This is a genomic window from Mycolicibacterium austroafricanum (assembly GCF_000612725.1).
Taxonomy (GTDB): Bacteria; Actinomycetota; Actinomycetes; order Mycobacteriales; family Mycobacteriaceae; genus Mycobacterium; species Mycobacterium austroafricanum.
The window spans coordinates 84,656-107,287 of record NZ_HG964454.1; the positions used below are offsets into that span (position 1 = coordinate 84,656).

The following is a 22,632-nucleotide window of genomic DNA, read 5'->3' on the forward strand; positions in this document are numbered from 1 at the left end:
ACACCGTGAGGAGGTCAGCCCAGTGCACGGCCCTGGTAAGCGACCTGCTGCGGCAGCCCGCCGGTACCGCGCGGTGCGGACTCATCGGCGGGTGCCTGCGCCGGCGGCGCAGGTGTGGCCACCGGCGGCGCGGGCTCGGCGGGTGCGGCGGGCTCGGCGGACTCGGCGGGCTCGGCGGGCTCGGCGGGTGCGGGCGCAGGGGCGGGTGCTGTACCAGCCTCCGGCGGGGTGGGAGCTGCAGGCGCGGGTTCAGCCGCGGGAGGAGGCGCTGTCACGTCCGCTGCGGGAACGGCTGCCTGGGGCGGCAACGGCTCCAGCGGGGGCAACGGGGCCGCACTCGCTGATGACGGCGCCGTCTGCGCGTCGCCGGCGGGTGTCTCCTCGGGCAGTTCGGGCAGCGGCACCTCTGCGATGAACCCGTCTTCGCCGACGACGGAGTCCAGGTCAGTCACTTCGCCAGTGGAGGTCAGCACGCGGCCATCGCCGAGGTAGATGCCGGACTTCTCCGCACCGATGACGGCGTTGCCTGTCTCGGCCTGGGCCGGGTCGATCGGGTCGCCGAGCGATGTGATGTCCATGCCGGCAGCCTTGGCGGCGTCGAGCACGGAGACCGGCCGATCTTCCCCGGCACCGGCCATCTGCAGCATCATCTCGCCGATACGTGGGTCAGGCACACCGGCGACCTGCACGTTGGCGCCGTCAACAGGGACCGCCAAGTCGAACGGCTTGACCGTTTTCTTTGACAGCGGCACGGCATCCTTGTCGACTTTGCCGTCCCCGTCCCTGTCGACCGGCTTGCCGTTGGCGTCGAGCTGGTGGGTGCGCGCATCGCTGCCCGGAACACCTAGCCCGGACACCGGGGCAGCTGCGGGCAGCACCACGGTTGGCGAGGTGGCGGCAGCCCGGTCGCTGTCGGCGGCGCGTGACGCGGCGGTGTCGACGGCGGCTGCCTTGTCGTTGGCCGGATCTGCACCGCGCAACGCTTTGAGCAGTTCTTCTGGCATCGTTTTGACCGCCTGATTGAGCGGTTCGGCGGCTTGGGCCAGCGGCTTGGCGGCCTGCTGTGCCGCCTGGGCCAGGGGCGCCATGGCCTGCGCGGGGTTGGGAATCTGCGGCATCGCGCCGCCTCCGAGCCCGGAGAGCAGCTTGGCCAAATCGTCGGTGGATTTGCCGCCGCTGGCGTTGCCCGATCCCGCACTCGAGCCGGGGCCGCTAACACCGGCAGGTGCACCGCCCGCCCGCGCAGCGGGGGCAGCCGAGGTGGGTGTGGCTGAACCTGACGCGGGGCGAGCCGCCGGTGCGGCGGCGGAGGTGCCGGCAGCGGTGGCCGGAGCGGGAATGCGGGCCGCCAGCGCGCCGATGTCACGTCCCTGTCGTTCTGCCGCATCCGCCTTGTCCAGATGTGCCGCGACGGCAGAGATCTCCGTCAACCGGCCTTCGCGGGTCGCGACGATCTCGCTGATCTGACGACGTTTGTCCAGTGCTTCGCCGCGCATCTGATGGAAGGTGTCATTGGCTGCGACGCCGCCCGCGGCGAGCATCGTGTTCAGCGGGCGCGAGTCCTCCGCTGCGGTGCTGAGCCGGGTGATCGGCTCCCGCAGCGCGTCGAGCTGCTGATTGATCAGGTACTCGCCGCTGCCTTCCAGGGCCGTGCGCAGCTCTTCGATCCGCGTGCGCCACAACGGGATGAGTGTGCTGGCTTTGTCGTGCGCCCCGCCGAGGGTGGAGACGTTGGTCCCGGTCACCGGCAGCCTGGCCCCGTCGGGGAACCACGCCAGGCTGGGGTTCACACCGAACAACGTGGTGTTGTGGGACTCGATAGCCGCGTCGAGCCGGTCGAGCGCAGCGGAGGCCTCATCGCTGAGGAGAGGCAGTGACGAGTTGCCGGGCAGCCAGAGTCGGCCGTCACTGGGGGCATCGGCTGGCGCCCCGGCCGCGACGGGGACCGCGGGCGCAGGGGTGGGAGCTGCGGGTGCTGGCGCTGCGTCCAGGCGCGGATACTGCTCGGCGAAAGTGTTGGCGATCTTCACCGGGTCGATGAGGGTGTGGCGGTCCAGCTCCCGCGCCATGTCTGCTGCCGCTCGGTCGCCGTAAGCGGTGCGTGCCCAGTCGATGAGCTGGCGGCGCTGCTCGGCGGTCGACATCGCCAGGATGTTGGCCAGTGCCGGCCCGCTGTGGTTGCCGCGCGACACGTCCCCGAGGATCTGGTTGTAGGCGATGGCGCTTTGCAACGCGGCTCCATCGGCGCGGATCTGCTCATCGGTCATCACGGGCGGCATCGCATCTCCTGGGTCCCCGGCCCGGCCGCCGCGCGGCAGCCGGATCCTGTCTGCCGATTCCTACACCCGTGCGGGTGTGCGTGGGGGTCACGGCGCGGGAACCGACCACAACTGTCGAACAGGTGTTCGGCATCGCAGTATTGTGGAGGACGTGACAGATCACGGTCTGCGGCGCACCCGGCTCGGCTGGGCCGAGCCGCCCCCGCCGCCGCAATGCGTAAACGGCCACCCGCTGCGCGGAGGAAACGGAATGGTCGTCGGCATCGCACACTGCGCTCACTGCGGGCTGCACCGCGCGATCAGCTGTGGTTTCTGCGATGCGGTGATCTACCGTCCGCCGCGAACCGAACAGTGCAGTTTCGTCGCCATGGACGGCCGGCGCGGCTGATCTTGCTCGAACAGCAGCACGCCCCGCACCGATGTTGGGGGAGGTCGCGGTGCGGGGCGTGCTGGGTCTGGGCTATCCGTTGTCGGCGAAGAACCGTCGCACCCACTCCGGGCCGAACTCGCCGAAGCGGCCGGGGTCATCGACGTGGGTCTGCATGCCGCTGGCGGTCACCATCGTCACTGGGCCGCCGTAGGTGCTGCCGACAAACTGCACCGTGCTCGCGGATTCGCCCGGATAGGTGACAGCGACCGAATAGCTGATCTGGCCTGCGATTCCGTTCTCTCGGCGGATCTCACCGAGCTGCGGGGCCATCGTCAGTACCCCACACCGCGGCCGGTGCCGCGTCCCATGAACGCATCGAGCCCACTGCCGGTGTGCAGATCCACCTTGTAGCGCGAGTTGATGTAGCGCCACGCTGCGGCGATGTTGGCGTGCGGGTCATAGATCGACAGCGACGTCCCCGGTGCGTGATAGGCGGCGAACGTGCCCGGAATCGTCTGCATCAGACCGCGGCTGCTGTTTCCCGGAGCGCCGTCGGCCTGCGCGGCGCCGCGGGCATTGGAGTCCCACCGGTTCACCGCGTTGGTCGAGCCACCCGACTCGCCGCCGATGATGACGCGAGTCGCCTCGACGAACGTACCCAGCAGATCGGGGCTGACCCCCGCCGAGAGCAGGCCGGCGTGGATGTCGGTATCGGTCACCTGCTCCACGGGGTGTGCGTCATAAATGATCGCGGACTTGTCCACCGCGGCCTCGGCCACCAGCGGATGCACCAGCAGTGTCGGAGCCGGCACGGGTCCGGGTGTCAGCACCAGCGCCCTCGACGGAGCCGGGCCGGGGATCGCTGCCGGTACGACGACCGCCCCGGGGATCGCTGCGGGATCGGGGACTACCACGGGTGCAGCGAGCGGCGCATCGATGCCGGGTAGCGCGCCGGCAGGCACCGTCGCCGAGAGCAGTGTCGGCACGGTGGTCGTGTCGGCCGGGACCGGTACGAGCACGACCGGCCGCTGCGGTTCGGCCATGACCATGTCCGGCGCGGGCGCCCCGAACGACTCCGGGGCTGGTCCGGCAACGGGCAACGCCGCGGGCACGGGGGCAGTCGGCTGTGCGGGAATCGGTGCGAGTGGCGGCACAGTCAATGCGGCTGCCATCAGCGCCGGGGGAGCGGGCGGAACTGGACCTACCAGCTGTGCTGGGCCCGGCGCCGCGCCGGCGAACTGGCCGTGCAGCGCCACTGGAGCCGCGGGAAAGACAGCGGTGTCGGTGACCGGAACGGGGGCCGGGGCAGAGGTTTCCGCCGCTGCGGTCCCTTCGGCCAGGGCAGTCAGGGCCGCAGCTGCCGCCGCAGCGGCCAACCCTGACAGAGCCAGTCGTGTGCCAGCAGACATAGGTTCGGACTCCCTGTGTTTCAGTCGCCCGTCGGCGCAGGCGTGTGCGGCAGAAACTAGACCGAAGCTCATCGCAGACACGGTCGCGGCGCGAACGCAATGCCGATACCGATGCCTCGCGCGATGCACGTAGAGGTTTATGCACCCGTAGGTATGCTGCCCGCCATGACAGCCAGAAAGCACCGGCGCCGCAGGCTCACTCGTGCTTGTGCCACGACCGCCGCCTGTGCGGCGTCAGCAGCCGCGATCACACTGACTGGCACCCCGACAGCTGTCGCTGCACCGATCGATGCCGGTGCAGTTGGTCCATGGGTAGCCATCGCGGGGGTGTACGGCACCGGGCATATCGCGGACTTCACCGCGGCGTCGGAACCCGCACCCGGAGTCAGCATCCTGCAGCCGGCGCCCGACGGGACCGCCTCGCTGTGCACCGCCGGATGGGCGGTGATGAGCGTGCGCCGCGACATTGGCTATCTCACCGCGGGACACTGCGATCAGGATGAGGGCTCACCGCTGTGGATGTACACCGACACGCACGGGCAACAACGGATGTCCCTGCTACCGCTCCAGAACGCCGAGCGTGGCGCCGATGATGGCGGTCGCTCCTATGACGCGGCGCTGTTCTTCCTCTCGCCCGACCAGCAGTCCAGCGGATTCGGCACCGACGTCGCCGACGGCGTGCACCTGCGCGGGGTACTCACCGTCGACCAGGCGCAGACGCTGGAACCCGGAACCCCGATCTGCATGCACGGTTCGCGATCGGGCATAACCTGCGGCCCGCTGATCGCCGCCGGCAGCGACGAACTGCTGTGGGGAGGCGCCGCCGTCAAAGGCGACTCGGGTGCACCGGTTTTCGTGGTCAACGCCGACGGGGACGCCATGGCAGTCGGTACCCTCGCCGGCGGCCCGGCGGTCGATCAGAACTACGCGACCTACCTGGCACCGGTGCTGGACCGACTCAAGCTGCGTGCCATCGTCGAACAGGCCGCCCAGTGACCGCCACTGCCCAGCGCCACCTGAGCGCGCACGGGGCACAGCAGCTGTACGACACCGCTGCCCACGCTGCGACCACCGCGCTGACAGTCGCCGCTGCGCTGGCCGATCCGGTGCGGTCGCAATCCTCGCGCACCATCTATCCGCTGATCGGCGCGGCTGCCAGTGGCGACGGTGCACAGGCGCGGGCCCGCTGCGGGCCGCTGTGCACGCTGGTCGCAGACGTCCTTGGTGCTGCCGGTGACGACGATCCTCGGGCGAAACTGGTGCTGGCACTGGAGCGCTGGCTGCTGCACCCGGGTCACCGCACCGCCGAGGAACTGGTCGAAGCCGCAGCTGATGTCGTCGGTGCGCTGTGGGCCGCCGATCCCGACACTATGGACCAAGCGTGGCTGGTCGGCGCCGGAACCGATGCGGCACTGGACGCTGCGCGGGAGAACCGCCTCGATCACTGCGGCGCGCAGGTGAGCCTGATCGCCGCTGCGACTGCCTCGCTGGTACCTCTGGTATGGGTGGCCCGCGAACTCGACGTCACCCGAGCGGTGATCTACCGCCACACCCGCAGCGCCGAACCGGACCGCTGGCGCGAACTGCTGCCCTGAACAGCGCGGAACTCGAAGACTTCATCCCCCGCAGGGAACCATCGGCCGCCACAACCCCGACGGCGCCGGAACGGCAGCAGGTCGGACGCGCAATCCAGAACACGTTCGGCGCCGCTGCCCAGAGCGGCGATGAAGCTCCCATCGTCGCCGGTGAGTGTCCAGGTGTAGTCACCGGTACGGGTCAAGACTGCGATCGGCGCACCACGATCAGCGCACACCGCGGCGGACCTCCTGCACACAGAGCGCGCAACACGCCGTTCCGTGATGCAGCCAGTCGCCGCATCCGGGGCAGGTGTGCAGGTCGAGATCGCATGCGGGGCAGAGGGGATCACGCGGTGCAGGCTGACCGTGCACAGTCTGTGGCGTGACCACCGTCGTCACGGCGGCACCGTCGTGCGCTGCCTGAACGCTCACCTGAGTTTTGTTTCGCCGCGGCGCTTATCTGCCCGTTCACGCAGGCTGTCACCGCCGTTGTGGGCGATGACCTCCGCCAGCGTCATCGGCGGCAGCAGCGGTGCCGGCCACCAGCTGGGCCCCTGCTGCCAGGTCCGCTTGCGGTAGCACCAGTCGTTCTCGCCGCGCTTGCGATAGAAGCCGAGATTGGCCCCGCCGTCGATGTCGTACGGCGCGAACTCGCGCATCCGACTGCGGTAACTGGGGCGGTACCAGTACGTGCAGTAGTCGTCGAGGTGGGCGGCCACCATGCGCACCTCGTCGTCGGTCGGCACGAGTCCCGGGTCCAGGTAGGGAGTGTCGTTCACCACGATGCCGGTGACGTAGTGCCACCGGGGATATGCCGAGTTCAGCAGCGGCACCCGCAGCTCGGTCGCCATTGCGGTCTGCGCCGCGTCGATGTCGGTGCCGGGATGATAGGTGCTCACTGGGTGTCTCCGTTGGTCGTTGCCGGCGAGCGAGTGTCTTCGATGGCCTCCCACCGGTCTGCGTACAGCCGCCCCCGGCGTATCGGCAGGCAGATGAATGTCCCGTTGTGTGCGCACTGCGGGTTGCGGCACTGGTAATTGGCGAGCGCCGCGTGCACGGTCAGCGGGACAGAGCAGAACGGACAGGGACGGTGGGTGATCTGAAACGGGGCGGGTTCTGCGATCGTCTCGTCAGCGGTGTTCTGTGCCTCGCGGATCCAGGCGTCCACCTGCGCGTAATCGATGCGGTCGTGGCGCAGGTCTCCGCCAGGCAGCACGAATGTGCCGCTCTTCATCTGGTCGGTCAGCCGTGTCCAGTTCACTCCGCGGGTGTGCAGCATGTCGTGGATCTCGGTGTGGCTCTTTCCCTGCAGCTGCGCGTGAGTGAAATGCGACTGGGCCAGCATCTGGAGGCTGTTGCGTTCCCAGTCACGCTGGCGCCACACGAACGCATTCGGTGCGTCCTCGCGCGGGATCGAGAATGCCCGTGAATCGAACGTCGCCAGCTCCGTGCCGGGCCAGGCTTTGTTGAACGCGGCGGTGAACAGCGATGCCGACAGCGACACCAGCTTGTGCACTTTGTTGCCGAACCAGGGCTGCGACTGCAGCGATGACAGATCGTCGATCAGGAACGTCGCCTCATCGGACTGCACGTAGGCCAGCCGGAATCCAGCCATGTCCGCGGCGGTGTACTGCGCCGCGATGACCATGGCGCGGATGATGTCGCGATCGAACGGCCGCTGGCACTCGCGCGTGAACGTGTGGAACGCGCGGCCGTCGACACGGATCATCACCGGTGTGCGCGGCATCAGCGTGTGAGCGGAGGCGGCCTCGTACTGCTTCATCCGCCCGCCGAGACTGTCGTTCACCGGATCTTCCCAAGGCGCCGCAGCAGTTCGCCAGCCGCGACAATTTCGGTCCACATCTTCGCGTTCTCGCCGGTGTTGGCGACGCGATCGGGATGGGCGTTGGCTCGGGCCACGCGATACACCCGGTTCAGATCGGTTTCGTCGGCCAGTCCCGACACCCGCCGCAGCAGTGCCTCCGCGTCCTCGGCGCCGGTGGCCGCGACTGCCCCGGCTGCCGGAAGCGCCTTCCATCCCGCGTACTGCTCGTTGGCCGAGGTGATCCCGTAGCGCTCCAGGCGACGCAAGCCGTTGAGTCCGAGCGTGATCGCCCGCAGGTTGTCGGTCCAGCTGTCGAACTTGGCGCATGGGTAGGACAGCGGCCCCACCATCGACTCGATGTAGAGCACCACGCCGGGGTGATCGGGACGTGCGTTGGCCCGCGGCAGACCATCGACCTTGCGGAAGTCACCTTCGCTGAGTGCCATCGCCAGCACCGACGGCGCGTTGCGGCTGCCGGTGCCCAGGTACCACAGCTCGCGGTCGAGTTCGCTCAGCGTCGTCGACAGCGGTGCCGAAAACGGTGAGCGCACGTGCTCGGTCGGGAACGGGCCTGGCCAGCTCTGGCTGGGACGCAGAACCATTCCGTCGGGGTATCGACTCACGGCTTTTGCTCCTTTGCAGGGTTCTCTAAAACAGAGAATATCTCACAAGCGGTGGGCAGGTGATGCCTGGTGGCGGAATCAGCTACGACGACCGCATCTGAGACCACCGCATCTGAACTGCGGACGGATCGGCAAACGGGGCGCGAGTCACCAGCCGGGCGGTGAGCGGAGTCGTCTGAGGCGAGTCGCGGGGCGCGGATCCGGTGACCGCTCCGGACGCTGTTGCTGACGGGGTCACTCGAATGGGCCTCTGGGGTTCCACCGTGGGGTCACTCGGAAAAGTGCCCTGACCTGAGACGATGCAAAAATGGGGTCTTTGGGGTCTTTGGGGTCTTTGGGGTCTTTGGGGTCTTTGGGGTCACCCACAGGGTCCATCCACCCCCGAAGGCTTCCGATACAAAAGAAAACCTCCTCCGGAGTTCTCCAGAATGACTGTCACGTCCTCCTGATGTGGTCCGGTTCGGCACGCCGAAACGCTGATGTCGCGGCTCGGGAAGGGCGCGGGCCGTTTAGGGCGCAAGATGCGACCCCTGGTGCCGCTACGGCGCCGCCAACCGTCACGAGAGAAGAGAACGCCATGTCCCGTATCCGATCCCAGATGCTCGTACGTACCGCCGCGGCCGCACTCGCCGGCGCCGCCGCGCTGACCGTCACGGCAGCTCCCGCCTCGGCGTGGCCCATCCCGATCACGGGTGAGCAGCAGAATTTCATCAACCAGGCGCGCAACGCAGGTTTCCCGGGCGGCGACGACAACATCCTGATGGCGGGCATGCAGGCCTGCCGGGTCCTCTACACGCGCCAGGGCCACGACGCGGCGGTCGCCTCGGTGATCGCGCCCTACGGCGCCAGCCCCCAGCAGGCCGCAGCACTCGTCGGTGCAGCGCGCGGCATCCTGTGTACACAGGCCCCCGGCTGACCCACACACAACACGGGACGTGACAACGCCGGGGATGCAGTTGCGTACCCGGCGTTGTGCTGTCAGCGTTCAGGCAGCGCTGCGCACAAACCGGCCGGCGCGCACCATCGCGGCGAACTCCGCCAGCGACGTCACCCGGGGCCCGTCCACATGGCGGTTGTAGGTGGTGTCGCGCACCACGCCGTGACGTCCTGCGGCGCGGATCTCGGCGATGTTGTGCGGGGCGTCATCGAGGTAGACGTCGCAGCCGGACCGGCTCTTCACCGCTTCGAAATGCAGCTCGTCGAAACCGATCCCGTGCTGGTGCAGCCACTGCGACAGGCCGGACCGTCCGTCTGGCTCGGGGTCTCGTGCGGTGACGATCGTGACGCGGTGCCCCGCAGTGCGCAGGTGGGCGACCGCAGCGGGGGCGGTGGAATCGAACAGCGTCAACTTCTCGAGCCCGTCGAGGTGCACCGCTCGCATGACCGCAGCTGCCGTCGCGGCGTTGGGGAACCATCCCGGCTCCACCAGTCCGTACGTCAGGGGTGCGGCGTCGGCGATCTGGTGCCCGTGGATGCGGCCCATCTGCGCAGCTGCGCCCATGTAGTCAGCCAGGACGCCATCGACGTCGAGGCCAATGTGCAGCTTCTCGGTGGGCACGGGATTCTCCTTCTGGGCCGGGTGTGGCTCATCGTTGCCGGGCGGTCCGACAGCGCGGCTTGCGCATTTGTCGCCCGCCGTGTGTATTCTCTGTTTTAGAGAATCATAGCCGACCGGAAAGGGCTGACTGTGACCGCCACCGTGACCGTTTACCTCAATGACAAGACCGATTTCTTCGGCCCATTCGACGCCGCCACCGCCCAGCTTCGCGAGGCCGTTCGATTCGACGTGGACGCACCGGCAACCGCCACGGAGCTGAACCGGTTGCTCTCCTCTGTCTTCGAACAGCTCAACATCGACGCACCCGCCGCGGACTGGGCACGGCGTTACCGCGATGAGCGCAACCGCAGCCTGTCGGTCGGTGATGTCGTGGTGGTCGGCGAAACTGCCTGGGCAGTCGCGCGGCTCGGATGGGACCAGATCACCAGCGATGCCCTGGCCGCCGGACTTGGACGCCAGACCGGAACGGCCCGATGAGCGCCCCCGCCCTGCCGGTCCTGGACACCTCACGTGCGGACCTCGTCGCCGCCATCGCCGCCGTCGGCGCCAAACACGGTGTCGCGCACCTCGACGCGCACCCCGAAGGCGACGTCATCGAATGCGTCTGCGGCTGGTTCTACGTCCGCGAGGACCACGAGCTGCACCGTGCCAAAGAGATCGCCGCGGCACTCGGCGCAGCGGCGATCCACGCACCGGTGATCGTTGCCGAGGACGGCACGTGCACACCGCGCTTCTCTGAGACCTTCGACGACCGCAACCAGGCTGCGAAAGCGGCTCACGACGAGGGCCTCCCGGTGGGCACCGCCTACATCACCGCCTGGACCACTTCTCATGACGGGACTGATCAGTGAGCGCCGTCCTGCGCCAGTACCGCGTCACCAGCACCGCGCGGCCCGCCGAGTTCTTCTGCGACACCTCCGATGCGCCGCGGTTCGACCTCGACCAGCCCTACCAGCGCGGCGTCGTGTGGGGCCTGCGACGACAGCAGAACCTGATCAAGTCACTGCTCATGGGCATCCCCGTGCCGGCGATCATGCTCAACGACCGATTCGGCGCCGAGTTCAGCCACCCCGGATACTCCCGCGACCGCTGCTGGAGCTACGCCGTCGTCGACGGAAAGCAGCGCATCACCGCCCTGCGCAGGTTCCTGAACAGCGAGTTCAACGTCCCCGCCGGGTGGTTCGCCGACGGTGCGGACGGCGAGGTGCGCTTCGCGGACCTGACCGTCACTCAGCAGCGCCGCCTGCGTAACACGCCGATCGCGGTCACCGAAGGCCAGTTCGCCACCCTCGACGCGGAACGCGAACTGTTCGATCTGCTCAACTTCGGCGGTCTCGCGCAGGGCGAGGCAGACGACGACAACGGATGGGCGCCATGCGAGCGAAACTGAACTGCATTGAATGCCTGGTCACCGGCGCGGGGAAGCAGCGCGCGGAATTCATCGTCAACGGTCAGTCGGTGTGCGAACGCCACGTCCTGGCTCCTGTACGCGACCGAAGCGAGGGCGCGTACGCCTACACATTCGCCGCACCCGACGGGCAGATGACGCTTGAACCGGTGTATGCACCGTGACCGATTCGACGCGGCCGGGGGACACCGAAACCGCAGCGAAACTGGACAAAACAGCAGAGCCGGCCGTCGTGCTCGCCGACATTCTCTGGAGAAATGCGCACCAGGCTGGCGCACCGATTACCTCGCACAAGGCGGAGTCTCTGGCAGCGGCCGTACTGGCGGACCTGCGGGCGCACGACTGCAGGCTGGTCGGACCGCTGCCTGTGCCGGACATGATCGGGGCCGTCGGCAGCGTGTGGACCGCCAGCAGCGAGCAGCGGTTCGACGGGCCGATCGGCGACGTGCAGTATCGCCCCGACACCGGACGCATCGAGATCCGCGACGACCACGAACGCGACTACGCACTCGATGACGTCGAACGAGACGCCCTGGTCCTTCTGGCAGCCGTGGCGGTGGGCAGAGCAGCAGCGGGGGACGTGTGACCTCATGAGAGTTGTGCAGATCAGCGAAGGCTATTTCGAGGTGTCCGACGGCGATAAGTGGTGGACGCTGCGTCGCAACGGATTCCGCGGGTGGCTCATCTGCAACCGGCGCGGTCAGGTGGTCGCATCCGGCGGCCCGACCGGCAAGAAACTGATCCAGGCGGTGCTCACCCGATGACCGCCACCGACACCGCGTGTCCCGAATGCCTCAGCGGGCCCGTGGATTCAGACGGACTCACCACCGGAAACTGCGCCGCACCCGGCGGGCCAATCGACCCATGTCCAGCGTGCTGGGCCTGCACCTGCGACGGGAGCTGCTGATGGACACGCAGGCGATCCGCGATTCCGTCGCCGCGGCACATCAACCGCGCCAGGTTCCGCATTACCCCGGCGCACTCCTGTGCTCCTGCGGCAAGTTGGAACCGCTCGACAAGCGCCCGGTCTACATCGAGTTCACCGCGGCCCATGTGATCGACGCGTACGTCGCTGCGCTACAGATCGCGGCAATCGAGCTGGTGCAGCGGGCCGAGTTTGCGCCGCCGCGTGCCGCCGGCGACTACAACACCCCGCGATGCCCTGCTGGCTGCGACTGCTCCTGCTGCTACGGCTTCGCCGACAAGTCGTGCCACTGCTTCGCCGATCCGTGCAACTGCGGCGGTGACCGCGCGGCCCATGGCCAGAAAACGCTGACAACCGACCCCGAGGAGACCACCGGCCGATGAACGGCGTCGAACAGGCAACGCCCCTGCCGACCGGCACGGTCGAGGCGACCAGTGCAGAGGCGAATCACCACCGCGGCGATGTCTGGATCGCTGCCGGGTGCACGTACCCGGTCGGCACCGTCTGGTGGCTCTACGAGACCGGCACCTGGTCGGGAGGGTTCGTACGCTCCATCGACCGCGCCGTGTCACGCGACGTCGCGCTGCGGGTACCCGCCATCGGTGTCGAACGTGTTTGAGCGGGGAGGGTTTTCGTGCGCGGCAGACTGACCGGACCGTTGCCGCGCTGGTGGCGCACCGATAACCAGCTCACAGGCTTTCAGCACCACACCACCGAATCAGCGGCGCAGCTGTGGCACTTCCTCGCCGAACAGACCGCCAAACACCGCTCCACGGTCAGGATCTGGCACACGCGCCGGCTGATGATCGTCTGGGAGACCGAACACCGCGCAACAGAACAGGGGAGCGACTGATGAGCACCGACGGCAACGGCCGACGCCAGGGACCGAGCGAACGGGGCCTCCACGGCCGCGGACTGGTCCTCACTCCCGACCCCGACGCCATCGACTACGACAGGCTGCTGTCGGCGGCTCAGCTCGCTGACGATTCCGGAACCTCCGTGGTTGCCCGCAACCTCTGTTTCTCCTGCCCGTCCGACACGACCATCCCACCATCGATCAGCGGGAGATCGCGCCACATCAGCGTCCGACACGAGACGTGGTGCCCGGTCCTGGCCCGCCAGGAGGGTCGGGAGCTGACACCGGCACAGGTGCGGCGGCAGCGCCGGTACATGGATCACGGCTGATGGCCGCCTGCGAGGCATGCTGGACCGCCGCCTACCCGATCGCCCGGCGCACCGGCCGATCCCAGGTCGAGGTCTATCACCAGCTGGTCGCCCAGAATCCGGTGCACGACGGCGACGAGTGTCCCCGCTGCGGTGGGACCGACACCTGGGTCGCACGCGGCGGGGACGAGGAGCCCGACCTGGTGTGCCGCAGCTGCAGACTCGGCACCTGACGCGCACGGCGGTCCGCTGTACTCCGACCGTGCACCGCGCGAGACTGGCACCGTGACCGACGACCCGCCGCACATCATCGAAGCCGTGCCTGTCGACGAGGCGGGGCTGACCTGGATCCGCTGCTCGGACGAGAGCACAGCCGAGATCCCCACCGGCCCGGTCTCCACCGTCGGCGAGCTGCTGGACCCTCTACAGCACGTGCCGCGGGCCACGCCGCTGCTGACCGACGGTTACGAGGGCGGATACACCGGTGCGGGAGTCCGCGTCACCGAGGTGCAGGAACTGGCTGGTCTGCCCACGCACATGGGATCGTTCCTGTTACCAGCCGACGCGGCAGCTGAGGTGGCCGGTCGCGGCGTCAGCGGCTGGGCGCAGATGCAGGATCCGCAGCGGCCGGCACCTGTCGGTGATCCCGTCACCGCGGTGGTGCTGTACCGGCAGGGCCGCTGACCGAACGGTCCTGCCGCCGCGGCATCGATCAGCCGCCGCTCACCTGCACGTGGCGGTGCACCTCGGCGGTAGCCATCCCGAGCAGTTCGGCGAATCGCTCAGCCGCGGCTCCGCGAGCCGAATCGGCGCATTCGGTGTCGACGCTGACCGGCTCGGCGATGTCGGGATGGGTGGCCACGTAACGCATCTCAGATCACCTGCTCGAGTGTCACGCCGGGGGCGAACGCCTCGGGGCTCGTGCTGCAGGCCCCGCGGCGGTGCAGCACCCACGCCACATATCGGGCACCGCGCCCGCGTGCAGCAGCAGCGTCCTCGGTGCGCACCGCGGCGGTTCCGTTGATGTTGGCCGGCAGTGCTTGGTGGAACACGCGGTAGGTCGGCATGGCTGGCATCGTGGCAGCACCGCGGACCGATCAACGCCTGCGACGCGACCGGTCCCAGCTAACGCCACCGAGGCTTTGTACGCCGCGTGTGCTCCGCAGTGGAGACGCCACCTGTCACGAATCTGTTACCCAGCTCACAGGATTTCGTAGACAGTTGTCGGACGCCAAACCGCTGGCGCAGAACGCATGAACATTTTCGGTTGACGCACTTTTGAACAGCGGAAACTGTCAGCGCGGCGTGCAATCACGGCGCTACCTGCAGTGCAGCATCCATGTCGCCTGAAGGGGGAGGGGGTCGTCAAACATGAAGAAATTCAGTGAAACACTTTTCGCTACAAAAACGGTCTTATTGTCGGACGCGAAAAAGTAGAATTGCCTGATAAATACATATAACTAGATACACTAACTAAAAACATGAACGAGTAAGAGAAACTGTCACCATTCACCGCGCCGATAAACCGCTGTGAGCCACGCCATAGGCCACCGTGTAGAGACGGTTACCGTCAGACCCCCTCCCCCCTCTGGCGACATCAACGCAACTGTCCAGCTCACGCCGAGATCACCGAAAACTCTGACACTTTCCGCAGGTCAACGGTGCGCCAACCGGAAAAGTTAGTGCGATCTGCGCCAGTGGATCGGCAACGCTGCGAACGTCGATGCGGTGCCACCGCGGCGAGATCGACGGCGCCGTCTCCGGTCTCGGCAAAGAGGAACAGCCCTGCACACCGCCGAGTGGAGGTCGCGCCGCGTTGACCGCCTCTGCCTATGCCGGCTTAGCGTGCGCACATGTCGTCGAGTCGCCCGCCGCGCACCGGCACGGGGAACGTCGCGGCAATCTCTGTGTGGCCAGGGCGGGCGGTGCGCGTAGCCGCGGCTGCCTTGGCGGCCGCCGGTGCCGTAGCGCTGAGCGGCTGCGGGGGAGCCGAGGCGCCCGCCGACCCACCGCCGGCGGTCACGGTCACCGTGACGGTCGCCGTCACCTCGACCGTGCGTGTGCCGGCCGCCCCGAGTGAACCGAGGCCGTATGAGCGCACACCGGCCCCCGACGCCCAGCGATGGGCGGTGCGCACTCCCGCCGGCATGGTGTGTGGCTTCGATTCGGCGGAGATCACCTGCCGCGGCGACTACGACTCCGGCGCAACGGCAATGCGGTGGCGGGTCGGCGCTGCAGCAGCGGAGCCGGATGAGGACGTGACAGTGCCCGATGACGGACAGGAGCTGGCCTACGGCACCCAGCGCAACGCGGGACCGTGGTCGCTGCAGATGTCGGAGGACGGGATTACCTTCACCCACAACGGAACCGGCGCGAAGGCGATGTTCAGCCGTGCCGGGGCGACAATCGGCTAGCGGCTGCGTCGGCGTGTCGTCACCGACTTCGATGCACGTGCATCGGGACGTGCATAATGCACACATGCCTATAGAAGATCGTGCTGGCCGTCGCCAGTGGGGGCGGGGATACGTGGCGCTGGTGGATTTCGTCTCCACCCATGGCCATAGCCGAACCCCACGCGGGTACCGCACGGCCCAGGGCTTCGACCTTGGCATGTGGGTGGCCAATCAGCGCCGCGCCTATCGCGAATCGACACTGGGCGCCGATCAGATCGAGCGCCTGGAACTGTTGCCCGGGTGGGTCTGGGAACCGCACAGCCAGCGGTGGGACGAGATGTACCGCGCCGTAGCCACACACCTGGATACCGACCAGGAGATCCCCACCGCTGCGGTGTCTGGGGACGGACACCCGCTCGGCGCCTGGGTGGGTGCACAGCGCGTCGCCTACCGCCGCGGTGCACTGACTGCAGAACGGATCGCCCGACTGGAAGCGCTCCCGGGATGGGTGTGGTCGTACCGGCAGTCCACCTGGGAGGCCGGATTCGAAGCACTGCGCCGGTACGCCGCCGAGCATGGTCGCACCGACGTTCCACGTGACCACGTCACCGCCGACGGATTCCGCCTCGGCGACTGGGGGCACCGCCAGGCGCTGGAGATCAACTCCGGTCGTATACCGCTGGGCCGATACCAGCAGCTGGTGGCGCTGCGCCGCACCTGCGAATCACCGACCGAGACAGGGGAATCCGCATGACATCCGCCGAACTGCTCAACCCACCGCCCCGTGACCTGCGTCCGCACCAGCGCGACGCCGTCAACGCCGTCGACACCTCACTGGCCCGCCAGCAGGTGATCATGGCGTGCGGCACCGGCAAGACCCTGACCGGCATGCACGCGGTGGCCAAGCTGCTCGCCGGCACGCCGGGACGGGTTCTGCTCCTGGTGCCGACGCTGACCCTGCTGGAGCAGACCTACGCCGCGTGGCTCGCGGATGCCCCGTTCGACTTCGACGCCTTGGCGGTCTGCTCGAAGCTCTCGGCGGTGGAACGCCGCGCCGTCGGGGTGGAGTCCGACGCTGATGTCGATGAGCTGTCGCTGCGCGCCACCACCGATCCAGATGCAGTGGCCGCATTCCTGGCCGGCGCTGGCACCCGCATCGTGTTCGCCACCTACCAGAGCCTCGGGGCGATCGTCGACGCCCACCGCGACGGTGCACCCGACTGGAACGTGATCGTCTGCGACGAGGCCCACCGGACCGCCGGAGCAGCCGGCAAGGCGTTCGGCCGCGTCCTGCGCGACGAGCACGTTCCAGGGGACCGCCGTCTGTTCCTGACCGCCACCCCGCGCGTGCACACCGTCGCGCCCAAGGCGTCCTACACGGGCGGCGAGACGCTGCTGATGTCGATGGACGACGAGAACGTCTACGGGCCGCAGGTGTACACCTTGTCGGTCGCCGAGGCCGTCGAACGCGCCATCCTGAGCCAGTACCAGGTCGCCGTCATCGGCGTCTCGGACGCCGAGCTGTCTAGCGCGGCCCAAGTGCTCGACACCATCATGGTCGACGGACACGAACTTAAAGCCGACCACGTCGCCTCAATCATCGCGCTGTCGAAAGCGGCCCGCAGTAACGGTCTGCATTCGGTGATCGCCTACTTCAACAGCAAGGCAGCGAGCAGGGCGTTCGTGAAAGCGTTCCAGATAGTGCACGCCGCCAGGTCGATGCTGCTGGCCGGCGGCACCGCCGAACACATCGACGGCGACATGAAACTCGCCGATCGCGCCGCATCGCTGTCCCGCTTGGCGGCCGTGCACGACGACGGGTTCCACCTGGTGTCCAACGCACGCTGCCTCACCGAAGGCATCGACGTCCCGGTCCTCGACGGTGTGCTGTTCGGGGAACCGCGCAGCTCCCAGATCGACGTCGTGCAGTGTGTCGGGCGCGCCATCCGCAAGAATCCGCGCACCGACGATCCGGCGCTGATCGTGCTCGCGGTGCGCACCGGCGACGGCCAGGACGTCGAAACCGCGATCGCCGAAGCCGGTTTCGCCAAAGTCCGCCAGGTCATCGCCGCCCTCGGCGACCACGACCCGCGCATCGCCGAAGCCGCCCGCACCCTGGCCCGCGACCGTGACCGCAGCGGCGACGCGGGCGACGGGGACCGGCCCACCTCCGACGAACTGGACCAGGCCCGGCAGCTGATCAGCCTCACCGTCTCACCGGAACTGCTGCACAACGGTTTCGGACTGCGGATGCTGCTGAATGATTTTGACCGGGCGTGGGAGCGTGGTTACGTGGAGCTGTGCAGGTACGTCGCGAAGAACGGCGACGTACGGGTTCCCCGTGACCATGTCACCGTGGATGGTTTTCGTTCCGGAATCTGGGTGGCTATGCAGCGTCAGGCTTACTGTTCGGGGAAGTTGTCTGCAGATCGGTCCGCGCGACTGGAGGTGTTGCCGGGCTGGTCATGGGATCAGCTCACCGATCAGTGGGAGCGGGCTTTCGCAGTGTTGACCGCCTACATCTCGGAACACGGAAACGCCCGTGTCCACAATCGCCACGTCACCGGTGATGGTTTCAACCTCGGCGCGTGGGTGAGTAACCAGCGTCAGGTTTTCCTTTCGGGGAAGCTGTCCACCGATCGGTCCGCGCGACTGGAAGCGCTACCTGGATGGTCATACGCTCCGGTCGATGTGAAGTGGGAGCACCGTTTCGCCGTTTTGAGCAGCTACGTCGAAAAACATGGAAACGCGCGAGTCCCGAAAAGTCACGTCACCAGTGACGGTTTCAACCTTGGGTCGTGGGCAGTCCACCAGCGCCGCGCTTACCGGTCGGGGACGTTGTCTGCAGATCGGTTCGCGCGACTGGAAGCGTTGCCCGGCTGGTTTTGGCATCCGGTCGACGAGCGGTGGGAGCACGGTTTCGCCGTTTTGAGCAGCTACGTCGAAAAACATGGAAACGCGCGAGTCCCGAAAAGTCACGTCACCAGTGACGGTTTCAACCTTGGGTCGTGGGCAGTCCACCAGCGCCGCGCTTACTGTTCGGGGAAGTTGTCTGCAGATCGGTTCGCGCGACTGGAGGTGTTGCCGGGCTGGTCATGGGATCAGCTCACCGATCAGTGGGAGCAGGGGTTCTCCGATGTCATTACCTACGTTACGAAACACGGAAACGCCCGCGTCCCTGCGCGTCACGTCACCAGTGACGGTTTTAACCTCGGAACGTGGGCCTGCACGCAGCGCGCCGCGTACCGCAACAACAAGCTCTCCGCGGACCGGATGGCCCGTCTCGAAGCGCTCCCCGGCTGGGTCTGGGACGCCTCGGCGAAATGACCGGCGACTCGCAGCACGGTCCGGCATCTGGGCCAGTGCAGCCCCCGCCCGTTCCGTACACCCGTGACGAATTGTGGGATGACGGTTATCCGACCGATGCGGCGCTGGATCTGATCACCGGCTTCACCGGCACGCACGCGGAGCTGTTCGCGCTGGTGCGGATGCTGTGGAGCCCATACGGGGTCATGCACGTCGCGCCGACCGACGACGGTAGTGAGATCTCAATCGTGCTGGCCACCGGGGGCTGGTCGGGCAACGAGTCGATCATCGGCGCCTTGGAGAACTCGTTCTACGTGCAGATGCGGCTGTGGCATTCCGCGACGCGCGGTGGCCGCCACGAGTATCGCGTTCGGGCCGGCGAGTGGAACTCGCCGCTGCCGGCGAACCTGATGGGCACCCGTGCTCACGTGCTCAGTGCCGAGGCTCTGGTGCCGTCGCTGGCCGCCGTCGACGAATTCGCAGCGGACGGTGAGGTGTCGGATGTGGTCGCGGACCGTACCCGGACGCTGCTCCGTCAGATCCTGGTCGACGTGGTGGTGCCGCCGACGGTGGCGCCCGACGGTGCGGATGCGCTCTCGCTGTACTGGGCTGCCGAGGAGATGTCGCTGACCGCGATCGTGCATCTCGACAGGTACTGGTGGAGCGTGCGTTTTGGCGACGAGCACACGACGGGGGAGGGCGCCCGGTTCCCCGCGGCGAGCTTCGTCGGCTGGCTCGGGGAGTTCAGCGCGGAGGTGTATCGGCGGCGGGCTGGAGGAACCGCGCGGACACTGCAGCCTCGACGGATGCCCTAGTGCGGGACGGTGGGGGCGGTCAAGGACGGGCTGGCGCAAGCGGCCACACAGCGAGGACGTGACAGCGATAAACTGGACCAACGCTCGTGGGGTGGAGGTAATGGTGCGCACAGTGCGACAACGCGCGTGCTACCTGCTTGGCTGTACCGCCCGTTTGCCGTACCGGACCGCCTCGACGAACTCGATGGTCCGAGCAGCGGTTCGATCGAACTCCCCACGCGTATCGCGTGGCGCGGGCGCACAGTGTTCGACCTCGGCGTAGAGGAAGACGTCGTCGTCGTCGCCTACAGCGCGGTTCTTGCTCACGGAACAGCTGCGGATGTTCAACAGTGGGTGAATGCTGATCTCGTACAGGCCGTACTTTGTCGCTTGCGAGTTCCGCGGCTAGTTGTACTGACCACGGACGTTAAGTACGGCGTGGCGTGGTGACATGAAGAAGACCTCCGAGTGAAGTGCGAGCTGTCTAGGAACGCATCAACCACCTCGGAGGTCTTCGTGTCCCACCGTAATGCCCCGTTGTCAGAAACCGGTCGTCTGCGCCTGGCTCGTTGCGTGGTCGAGGATGGCTGGCCGTTGCGTCGAGCTGCTGAACGCTTTCAAGTCGCGGTGAGTACGGCTGCACGCTGGGCCGGCCGCTACCGCGAACTGGGTGAAGCCGGCATGGCCGATCGCAGCTCACGACCACATCGAAGCCCTAACCAGACACCGACCCGCACCGAACGCCGCATCATCAAGGTTCGGGTGATCCGACGGTGGGGCCCAGCCCAAATCGGGTACTTGTTGGGCATTCATCCCTCGACCGTTCACCGGGTGCTGACCCGCTACGGCGTGGCTCGGCTGCGCTGGCTGGACCGCTCTACCGGCCGGATCATTCGCCGCATCGAGACCTCGGCTGTGGGCGAGCTGGTCCACGTTGATGTCAAAAAGCTTGGCAAGATCCCCGCCGGCGGGGGCTGGCGGATGCTGGGTCGCGCGAAGGGCACCCGCAACGCGCAAGCCGACAAAAGCTCCGGGCAGCGCAGCAAGTACAGCCATCCGCTACGCGGGCATCACTTTCTGCACACCGCCATCGATGCACACTCACGACTGGCCTACAGCGAGCTGCTTGCCGATGAACGCAAGGAGACCGCGGCCGCGTTCTGGGCCCGCGCCCAAGCTTGGTTCACCGAATGTGGCATACCCGTACAGAAAGTGTTGACCGACAACGGATCCTGCTACAGATCACACGCCTTCCGGGACGCACTCGGTGATATCGAGCACCGCCGCACCCGCCCCTACCGGCCCCAGACCAACGGCAAGGTTGAACGCTTTCACCGCACCCTGGCCGATGAATGGGCCTACGCACGGCTCTACACCAGCGACGCTGAACGCTGCGCCGAATACCCCCGCTGGCTCCACACCTACAATCACCACCGCGGCCACACCGCACTCGGCGGTCAACCACCTGCCAGCCGCGTACCTAACCTCTCAGGTCAGTACAGCTAGTGCACGCGGAGTGGGACCGCGTGCTTCGGCTGCTGCACACCTGATCGCGCCGCTTTCGGCCAGGTGTCGAAACCGACAGTGCCCCGCCGAGTAGCGGGGCACTGTCGTCTCGCTTCGGGTATCAGTCGCCGTACTGCAAGGGCTTCCCGTCGTGGATCCCACCCTTGCAGTGGCGCGGGTTACCGCCCGGGTTGTACTCGACGTCTCCGCCGCCTTCACGGCACTCCGCGATGGAGATGCTGCCCGCGGAATCGGAACCCAGTTGAAGTATCGAGGCTTCATCGGCCGGAGCGAAAGCGGTTGAAAGCCCTGCGGACATGGCAAAGTCTCCAGTTCACGGTGGTGCAACTCCGGGGTGGAGCCGCATTCCCGGGGAGAATGGTCTGTCCGCCAGCAGATCGACGATTGAGGCGCGACTCAGTCGACTCCAAGAGCCGCAGCGACTTCCGCCACATCACCCCTGATGCGGGAGAGTTGAGGCGCAGTGTCCATCGCGGTAGTCGGGTCTTTGAGGCCGTTGCCGGTCACGGTGCAGACCACCGTGGAGCGCCGCGCGATCCAGCCGTCCTCGACCGCGGCGAGAAGTCCGGCGATCGACGCAGCAGAGGCCAGCTCGACGAACACGCCCTCCGTCTCGGCCAAAAGCCGGTAAGCGGAAAGGATGGCGTCATCGGCGGCTGCGCGGAACTGTCCGCGGGACTCATCGCGTGCGTTCACGGCCTGGCTCCAGGACGCCGGGCTGCCGATGCGGATCGCTGTGGCGATGGTCTCCGGGTTTTGCACCGGTGCCCCCTCAACGAGGGGTGCAGCGCCGGCAGCCTGCACGCCCAACATGCGTGGACGGCCTGTGGCGTTCCCGTCCGCGGCGTACTCGCCGTAGCCTTTCCAGTAGGCGGTGATATTGCCGGCGTTGCCGACCGGCAGGATGTGCACATCGGGGGCATCACCAAGTGCGTCGACGATCTCAAAAGCCGCGGTCTTCTGACCCTCGATGCGCACAGGGTTCACCGAGTTGACCAGCGCGATGTCGCTGAACGCAGCTGCTGTCTTGCGCGCAAGCTCAAGACACTCGTCGAAGTTCCCGTCCACTTCGAGGATGGTGGCGCCGTACATGACTGCCTGGGCCAGCTTGCCCATCGCGATTTTCCCCGCGGGCACCAGAACGGCACAGTCGAGGCCGGCGACAGCAGCGTATGCCGCAGCGGATGCGGATGTGTTCCCGGTGGACGCGCAGAGCACCGCGCGCTTTCCGGCCGCTTTCGCCTCGGTCACCGCCATTGTCATACCGCGATCTTTGAACGATCCGGTCGGGTTGAGACCTTCGACCTTCAGGTGCACTGCGCATTCGGTCAGTTCGGAGAGCGCGCGGGCCGGCAGCAGCGGCGTTGCACCTTCGCGCAACGTGACCGGCGTCCATCCCGTATCCCAGGTATCGCACACGGGGAGCATGTGCCGATAAGCCTCGATCAGGCCCGGCCAAGGCTGGTGGGTGGCA

The 22,632-nt window shown here is 67.3% G+C and carries 33 protein-coding genes; 21 read left to right on the forward strand and 12 right to left on the reverse strand.

Going from position 1 to position 22,632, the window contains the following annotated elements:
- Positions 1-14: 14 nt before the first annotated feature.
- Positions 15-2,279 carry a hypothetical protein gene (locus BN976_RS17445; protein ID WP_145977964.1) on the reverse strand — a complete coding sequence of 755 codons (2,265 nt, stop codon included), beginning with the start codon at positions 2,277-2,279 and terminating at the stop codon, positions 15-17.
- A 151-nt stretch (positions 2,280-2,430) separates the two neighbouring features.
- Here BN976_RS17445 and BN976_RS17450 point away from each other — a divergent pair, with 151 nt between their 5' ends.
- A complete protein-coding gene (locus BN976_RS17450) occupies positions 2,431-2,667 on the forward strand; it encodes a hypothetical protein (protein WP_145977965.1) in 237 nt (78 codons plus the stop codon).
- 72 nt (positions 2,668-2,739) lie between these two features.
- Here the strand turns inward: BN976_RS17450 and BN976_RS17455 are convergent, their stop codons facing one another.
- Complete coding sequence (locus BN976_RS17455; RefSeq protein ID WP_036372503.1) at positions 2,740-2,979, reverse strand: hypothetical protein; 240 nt, start codon at positions 2,977-2,979, stop codon at positions 2,740-2,742.
- A gap of 2 nt (positions 2,980-2,981) precedes the next feature.
- On the reverse strand, positions 2,982-4,058 hold the full coding sequence (locus tag BN976_RS17460; RefSeq protein ID WP_235622069.1) for a transglycosylase SLT domain-containing protein: 1,077 nt from the start codon (positions 4,056-4,058) through the stop codon (positions 2,982-2,984).
- 165 nt (positions 4,059-4,223) lie between these two features.
- On the opposite strand from BN976_RS17460, the gene BN976_RS34425 reads away from it, so the two are divergent.
- Complete coding sequence (locus tag BN976_RS34425; RefSeq protein WP_235622070.1) at positions 4,224-5,054, forward strand: chymotrypsin family serine protease; 831 nt, start codon at positions 4,224-4,226, stop codon at positions 5,052-5,054.
- Positions 5,051-5,653, forward strand: a complete 603-nt coding sequence (locus tag BN976_RS17470) for a hypothetical protein (protein WP_036372504.1) — start codon at positions 5,051-5,053, stop codon at positions 5,651-5,653. Before BN976_RS34425 ends, BN976_RS17470 begins: the two co-directional genes overlap by 4 nt.
- Before the next feature lie 410 nt (positions 5,654-6,063).
- On the opposite strand, the gene BN976_RS17475 is transcribed toward BN976_RS17470, so the two are convergent.
- The 3 genes from BN976_RS17475 to BN976_RS34430 are packed head-to-tail and all read right to left on the reverse strand — an operon-like array spanning position 6,064 to position 8,083.
- Entirely contained in the window at positions 6,064-6,534 is a 471-nt protein-coding gene (locus tag BN976_RS17475; RefSeq protein ID WP_051558473.1) for a hypothetical protein, read from the reverse strand.
- Positions 6,531-7,442, reverse strand: a complete 912-nt coding sequence (locus tag BN976_RS17480; protein WP_084182323.1) for a tRNA(His) guanylyltransferase Thg1 family protein — start codon at positions 7,440-7,442, stop codon at positions 6,531-6,533. Before BN976_RS17480 ends, BN976_RS17475 begins: the two co-directional genes overlap by 4 nt.
- Positions 7,439-8,083 (reverse strand): molecular chaperone DnaJ, encoded by a 645-nt coding sequence (locus tag BN976_RS34430; protein WP_235622071.1) that lies wholly within the window; start codon positions 8,081-8,083, stop codon positions 7,439-7,441. Before BN976_RS34430 ends, BN976_RS17480 begins: the two co-directional genes overlap by 4 nt.
- Before the next feature lie 577 nt (positions 8,084-8,660).
- Between BN976_RS34430 and BN976_RS17490 the strand changes: the two genes are divergently transcribed.
- A complete protein-coding gene (locus BN976_RS17490; protein WP_051558474.1) occupies positions 8,661-8,999 on the forward strand; it encodes a DUF732 domain-containing protein in 339 nt (112 codons plus the stop codon).
- A gap of 69 nt (positions 9,000-9,068) precedes the next feature.
- On the opposite strand, the gene BN976_RS17495 is transcribed toward BN976_RS17490, so the two are convergent.
- The gene (locus BN976_RS17495) at positions 9,069-9,641 is read right to left on the reverse strand and encodes a 5' nucleotidase, NT5C type (protein WP_036372511.1); all 573 of its coding nucleotides are present in this window, start codon (positions 9,639-9,641) and stop codon (positions 9,069-9,071) included.
- A 129-nt stretch (positions 9,642-9,770) separates the two neighbouring features.
- On the opposite strand from BN976_RS17495, the gene BN976_RS17500 reads away from it, so the two are divergent.
- The 12 genes from BN976_RS17500 to BN976_RS17545 all read left to right on the forward strand — a co-directional run bounded on the left by BN976_RS17500 (position 9,771) and on the right by BN976_RS17545 (position 13,822).
- Positions 9,771-10,118, forward strand: coding sequence for a hypothetical protein (locus BN976_RS17500; protein ID WP_051558475.1), 348 nt, complete (start codon positions 9,771-9,773; stop codon positions 10,116-10,118).
- Positions 10,115-10,492, forward strand: a complete 378-nt coding sequence (locus tag BN976_RS17505) for a hypothetical protein (protein WP_036372515.1) — start codon at positions 10,115-10,117, stop codon at positions 10,490-10,492. Before BN976_RS17500 ends, BN976_RS17505 begins: the two co-directional genes overlap by 4 nt.
- Positions 10,489-11,031, forward strand: a complete 543-nt coding sequence (locus BN976_RS17510) for a DUF262 domain-containing protein (protein ID WP_036372517.1) — start codon at positions 10,489-10,491, stop codon at positions 11,029-11,031. The genes BN976_RS17505 and BN976_RS17510 overlap by 4 nt, the downstream gene beginning before the upstream one ends.
- Complete coding sequence (locus BN976_RS17515) at positions 11,016-11,213, forward strand: hypothetical protein (protein ID WP_145977966.1); 198 nt, start codon at positions 11,016-11,018, stop codon at positions 11,211-11,213. Before BN976_RS17510 ends, BN976_RS17515 begins: the two co-directional genes overlap by 16 nt.
- Positions 11,210-11,635 carry a hypothetical protein gene (locus BN976_RS17520; RefSeq protein WP_036372521.1) on the forward strand — a complete coding sequence of 142 codons (426 nt, stop codon included), beginning with the start codon at positions 11,210-11,212 and terminating at the stop codon, positions 11,633-11,635. The genes BN976_RS17515 and BN976_RS17520 overlap by 4 nt, the downstream gene beginning before the upstream one ends.
- Positions 11,636-11,639: 4 nt before the next feature.
- Positions 11,640-11,813, forward strand: coding sequence for a hypothetical protein (locus BN976_RS33835; RefSeq protein WP_158498026.1), 174 nt, complete (start codon positions 11,640-11,642; stop codon positions 11,811-11,813).
- Positions 11,814-11,922: 109 nt separating this feature from the next.
- Positions 11,923-12,357, forward strand: coding sequence for a hypothetical protein (locus tag BN976_RS17525; RefSeq protein WP_145977967.1), 435 nt, complete (start codon positions 11,923-11,925; stop codon positions 12,355-12,357).
- Complete coding sequence (locus tag BN976_RS17530) at positions 12,354-12,593, forward strand: hypothetical protein (RefSeq protein WP_036372526.1); 240 nt, start codon at positions 12,354-12,356, stop codon at positions 12,591-12,593. The genes BN976_RS17525 and BN976_RS17530 overlap by 4 nt, the downstream gene beginning before the upstream one ends.
- 15 nt (positions 12,594-12,608) lie before the next feature.
- Entirely contained in the window at positions 12,609-12,827 is a 219-nt protein-coding gene (locus BN976_RS32120) for a hypothetical protein (RefSeq protein WP_051558476.1), read from the forward strand.
- A complete protein-coding gene (locus BN976_RS32125) occupies positions 12,827-13,159 on the forward strand; it encodes a hypothetical protein (RefSeq protein WP_051558477.1) in 333 nt (110 codons plus the stop codon). The genes BN976_RS32120 and BN976_RS32125 overlap by 1 nt, the downstream gene beginning before the upstream one ends.
- Complete coding sequence (locus BN976_RS17540) at positions 13,159-13,371, forward strand: hypothetical protein (protein WP_036372532.1); 213 nt, start codon at positions 13,159-13,161, stop codon at positions 13,369-13,371. The genes BN976_RS32125 and BN976_RS17540 overlap by 1 nt, the downstream gene beginning before the upstream one ends.
- 52 nt (positions 13,372-13,423) lie before the next feature.
- Positions 13,424-13,822 carry a hypothetical protein gene (locus tag BN976_RS17545; protein ID WP_051558478.1) on the forward strand — a complete coding sequence of 133 codons (399 nt, stop codon included), beginning with the start codon at positions 13,424-13,426 and terminating at the stop codon, positions 13,820-13,822.
- A gap of 28 nt (positions 13,823-13,850) precedes the next feature.
- Here BN976_RS17545 and BN976_RS33840 read toward each other — a convergent pair whose 3' ends face one another.
- Together BN976_RS33840 and BN976_RS17550 are read right to left on the reverse strand one after the other, a co-directional pair.
- Positions 13,851-14,009, reverse strand: coding sequence for a hypothetical protein (locus tag BN976_RS33840; protein ID WP_158498027.1), 159 nt, complete (start codon positions 14,007-14,009; stop codon positions 13,851-13,853).
- Between the two features lies 1 nt (position 14,010).
- Positions 14,011-14,205 carry a hypothetical protein gene (locus BN976_RS17550; protein ID WP_036372534.1) on the reverse strand — a complete coding sequence of 65 codons (195 nt, stop codon included), beginning with the start codon at positions 14,203-14,205 and terminating at the stop codon, positions 14,011-14,013.
- A gap of 786 nt (positions 14,206-14,991) precedes the next feature.
- Here BN976_RS17550 and BN976_RS33845 point away from each other — a divergent pair.
- The 4 genes from BN976_RS33845 (at position 14,992) to BN976_RS32130 (ending at position 19,652) form a co-directional block, all read left to right on the forward strand.
- The gene (locus BN976_RS33845) at positions 14,992-15,552 is read left to right on the forward strand and encodes a hypothetical protein (RefSeq protein WP_158498028.1); all 561 of its coding nucleotides are present in this window, start codon (positions 14,992-14,994) and stop codon (positions 15,550-15,552) included.
- A 64-nt stretch (positions 15,553-15,616) separates the two neighbouring features.
- The gene (locus tag BN976_RS32730) at positions 15,617-16,285 is read left to right on the forward strand and encodes a helicase associated domain-containing protein (RefSeq protein WP_158498029.1); all 669 of its coding nucleotides are present in this window, start codon (positions 15,617-15,619) and stop codon (positions 16,283-16,285) included.
- Positions 16,282-18,858: a DEAD/DEAH box helicase gene (locus tag BN976_RS17570; RefSeq protein ID WP_051558480.1), complete on the forward strand. Its 2,577-nt coding sequence runs from the start codon at positions 16,282-16,284 to the stop codon at positions 18,856-18,858. Before BN976_RS32730 ends, BN976_RS17570 begins: the two co-directional genes overlap by 4 nt.
- A gap of 35 nt (positions 18,859-18,893) precedes the next feature.
- The gene (locus tag BN976_RS32130) at positions 18,894-19,652 is read left to right on the forward strand and encodes a hypothetical protein (protein ID WP_051558481.1); all 759 of its coding nucleotides are present in this window, start codon (positions 18,894-18,896) and stop codon (positions 19,650-19,652) included.
- A gap of 129 nt (positions 19,653-19,781) precedes the next feature.
- Here BN976_RS32130 and BN976_RS33850 read toward each other — a convergent pair whose 3' ends face one another.
- A complete protein-coding gene (locus BN976_RS33850; RefSeq protein WP_158498030.1) occupies positions 19,782-19,958 on the reverse strand; it encodes a hypothetical protein in 177 nt (58 codons plus the stop codon).
- 189 nt (positions 19,959-20,147) lie between these two features.
- On the opposite strand from BN976_RS33850, the gene BN976_RS17580 reads away from it, so the two are divergent.
- Positions 20,148-21,137: an IS481 family transposase gene (locus BN976_RS17580; RefSeq protein ID WP_036373165.1), complete on the forward strand. Its 990-nt coding sequence runs from the start codon at positions 20,148-20,150 to the stop codon at positions 21,135-21,137.
- A gap of 121 nt (positions 21,138-21,258) precedes the next feature.
- Here the strand turns inward: BN976_RS17580 and BN976_RS33610 are convergent, their stop codons facing one another.
- Together BN976_RS33610 and thrC are read right to left on the reverse strand one after the other, a co-directional pair.
- A complete protein-coding gene (locus BN976_RS33610; protein WP_145977968.1) occupies positions 21,259-21,456 on the reverse strand; it encodes a hypothetical protein in 198 nt (65 codons plus the stop codon).
- Between the two features lie 98 nt (positions 21,457-21,554).
- A complete protein-coding gene (gene thrC, locus BN976_RS17585; protein WP_084182325.1) occupies positions 21,555-22,586 on the reverse strand; it encodes a threonine synthase in 1,032 nt (343 codons plus the stop codon).
- Positions 22,587-22,632 lie beyond the last annotated feature (46 nt).

Bases quoted from the DNA above. Each gene is read 5' to 3' on its own strand.
- BN976_RS33835 (WP_158498026.1), top strand. From the start codon at position 11,640: ATGAGAGTTGTGCAGATCAGCGAAGGCTATTTCGAGGTGTCCGACGGC.
- BN976_RS17530 (WP_036372526.1), top strand. From the start codon at position 12,354: ATGAACGGCGTCGAACAGGCAACGCCCCTGCCGACCGGCACGGTCGAG.
- BN976_RS17515 (WP_145977966.1), top strand. From the start codon at position 11,016: ATGCGAGCGAAACTGAACTGCATTGAATGCCTGGTCACCGGCGCGGGG.
- BN976_RS34425 (WP_235622070.1), top strand. From the start codon at position 4,224: ATGACAGCCAGAAAGCACCGGCGCCGCAGGCTCACTCGTGCTTGTGCC.
- thrC (WP_084182325.1), bottom strand. From the start codon at position 22,586: ATGCTCCCCGTGTGCGATACCTGGGATACGGGATGGACGCCGGTCACG.
- BN976_RS33610 (WP_145977968.1), bottom strand. From the start codon at position 21,456: ATGTCCGCAGGGCTTTCAACCGCTTTCGCTCCGGCCGATGAAGCCTCG.
- BN976_RS17460 (WP_235622069.1), bottom strand. From the start codon at position 4,058: ATGTCTGCTGGCACACGACTGGCTCTGTCAGGGTTGGCCGCTGCGGCG.
- BN976_RS17505 (WP_036372515.1), top strand. From the start codon at position 10,115: ATGAGCGCCCCCGCCCTGCCGGTCCTGGACACCTCACGTGCGGACCTC.
- BN976_RS17540 (WP_036372532.1), top strand. From the start codon at position 13,159: ATGGCCGCCTGCGAGGCATGCTGGACCGCCGCCTACCCGATCGCCCGG.
- BN976_RS32125 (WP_051558477.1), top strand. From the start codon at position 12,827: ATGAGCACCGACGGCAACGGCCGACGCCAGGGACCGAGCGAACGGGGC.
- BN976_RS17550 (WP_036372534.1), bottom strand. From the start codon at position 14,205: ATGCCGACCTACCGCGTGTTCCACCAAGCACTGCCGGCCAACATCAAC.
- BN976_RS17570 (WP_051558480.1), top strand. From the start codon at position 16,282: ATGACATCCGCCGAACTGCTCAACCCACCGCCCCGTGACCTGCGTCCG.
- BN976_RS17445 (WP_145977964.1), bottom strand. From the start codon at position 2,279: ATGCCGCCCGTGATGACCGATGAGCAGATCCGCGCCGATGGAGCCGCG.
- BN976_RS17490 (WP_051558474.1), top strand. From the start codon at position 8,661: ATGTCCCGTATCCGATCCCAGATGCTCGTACGTACCGCCGCGGCCGCA.
- BN976_RS17455 (WP_036372503.1), bottom strand. From the start codon at position 2,979: ATGGCCCCGCAGCTCGGTGAGATCCGCCGAGAGAACGGAATCGCAGGC.
- BN976_RS32730 (WP_158498029.1), top strand. From the start codon at position 15,617: ATGCCTATAGAAGATCGTGCTGGCCGTCGCCAGTGGGGGCGGGGATAC.
- BN976_RS33840 (WP_158498027.1), bottom strand. From the start codon at position 14,009: ATGCGTTACGTGGCCACCCATCCCGACATCGCCGAGCCGGTCAGCGTC.
- BN976_RS33845 (WP_158498028.1), top strand. From the start codon at position 14,992: ATGTCGTCGAGTCGCCCGCCGCGCACCGGCACGGGGAACGTCGCGGCA.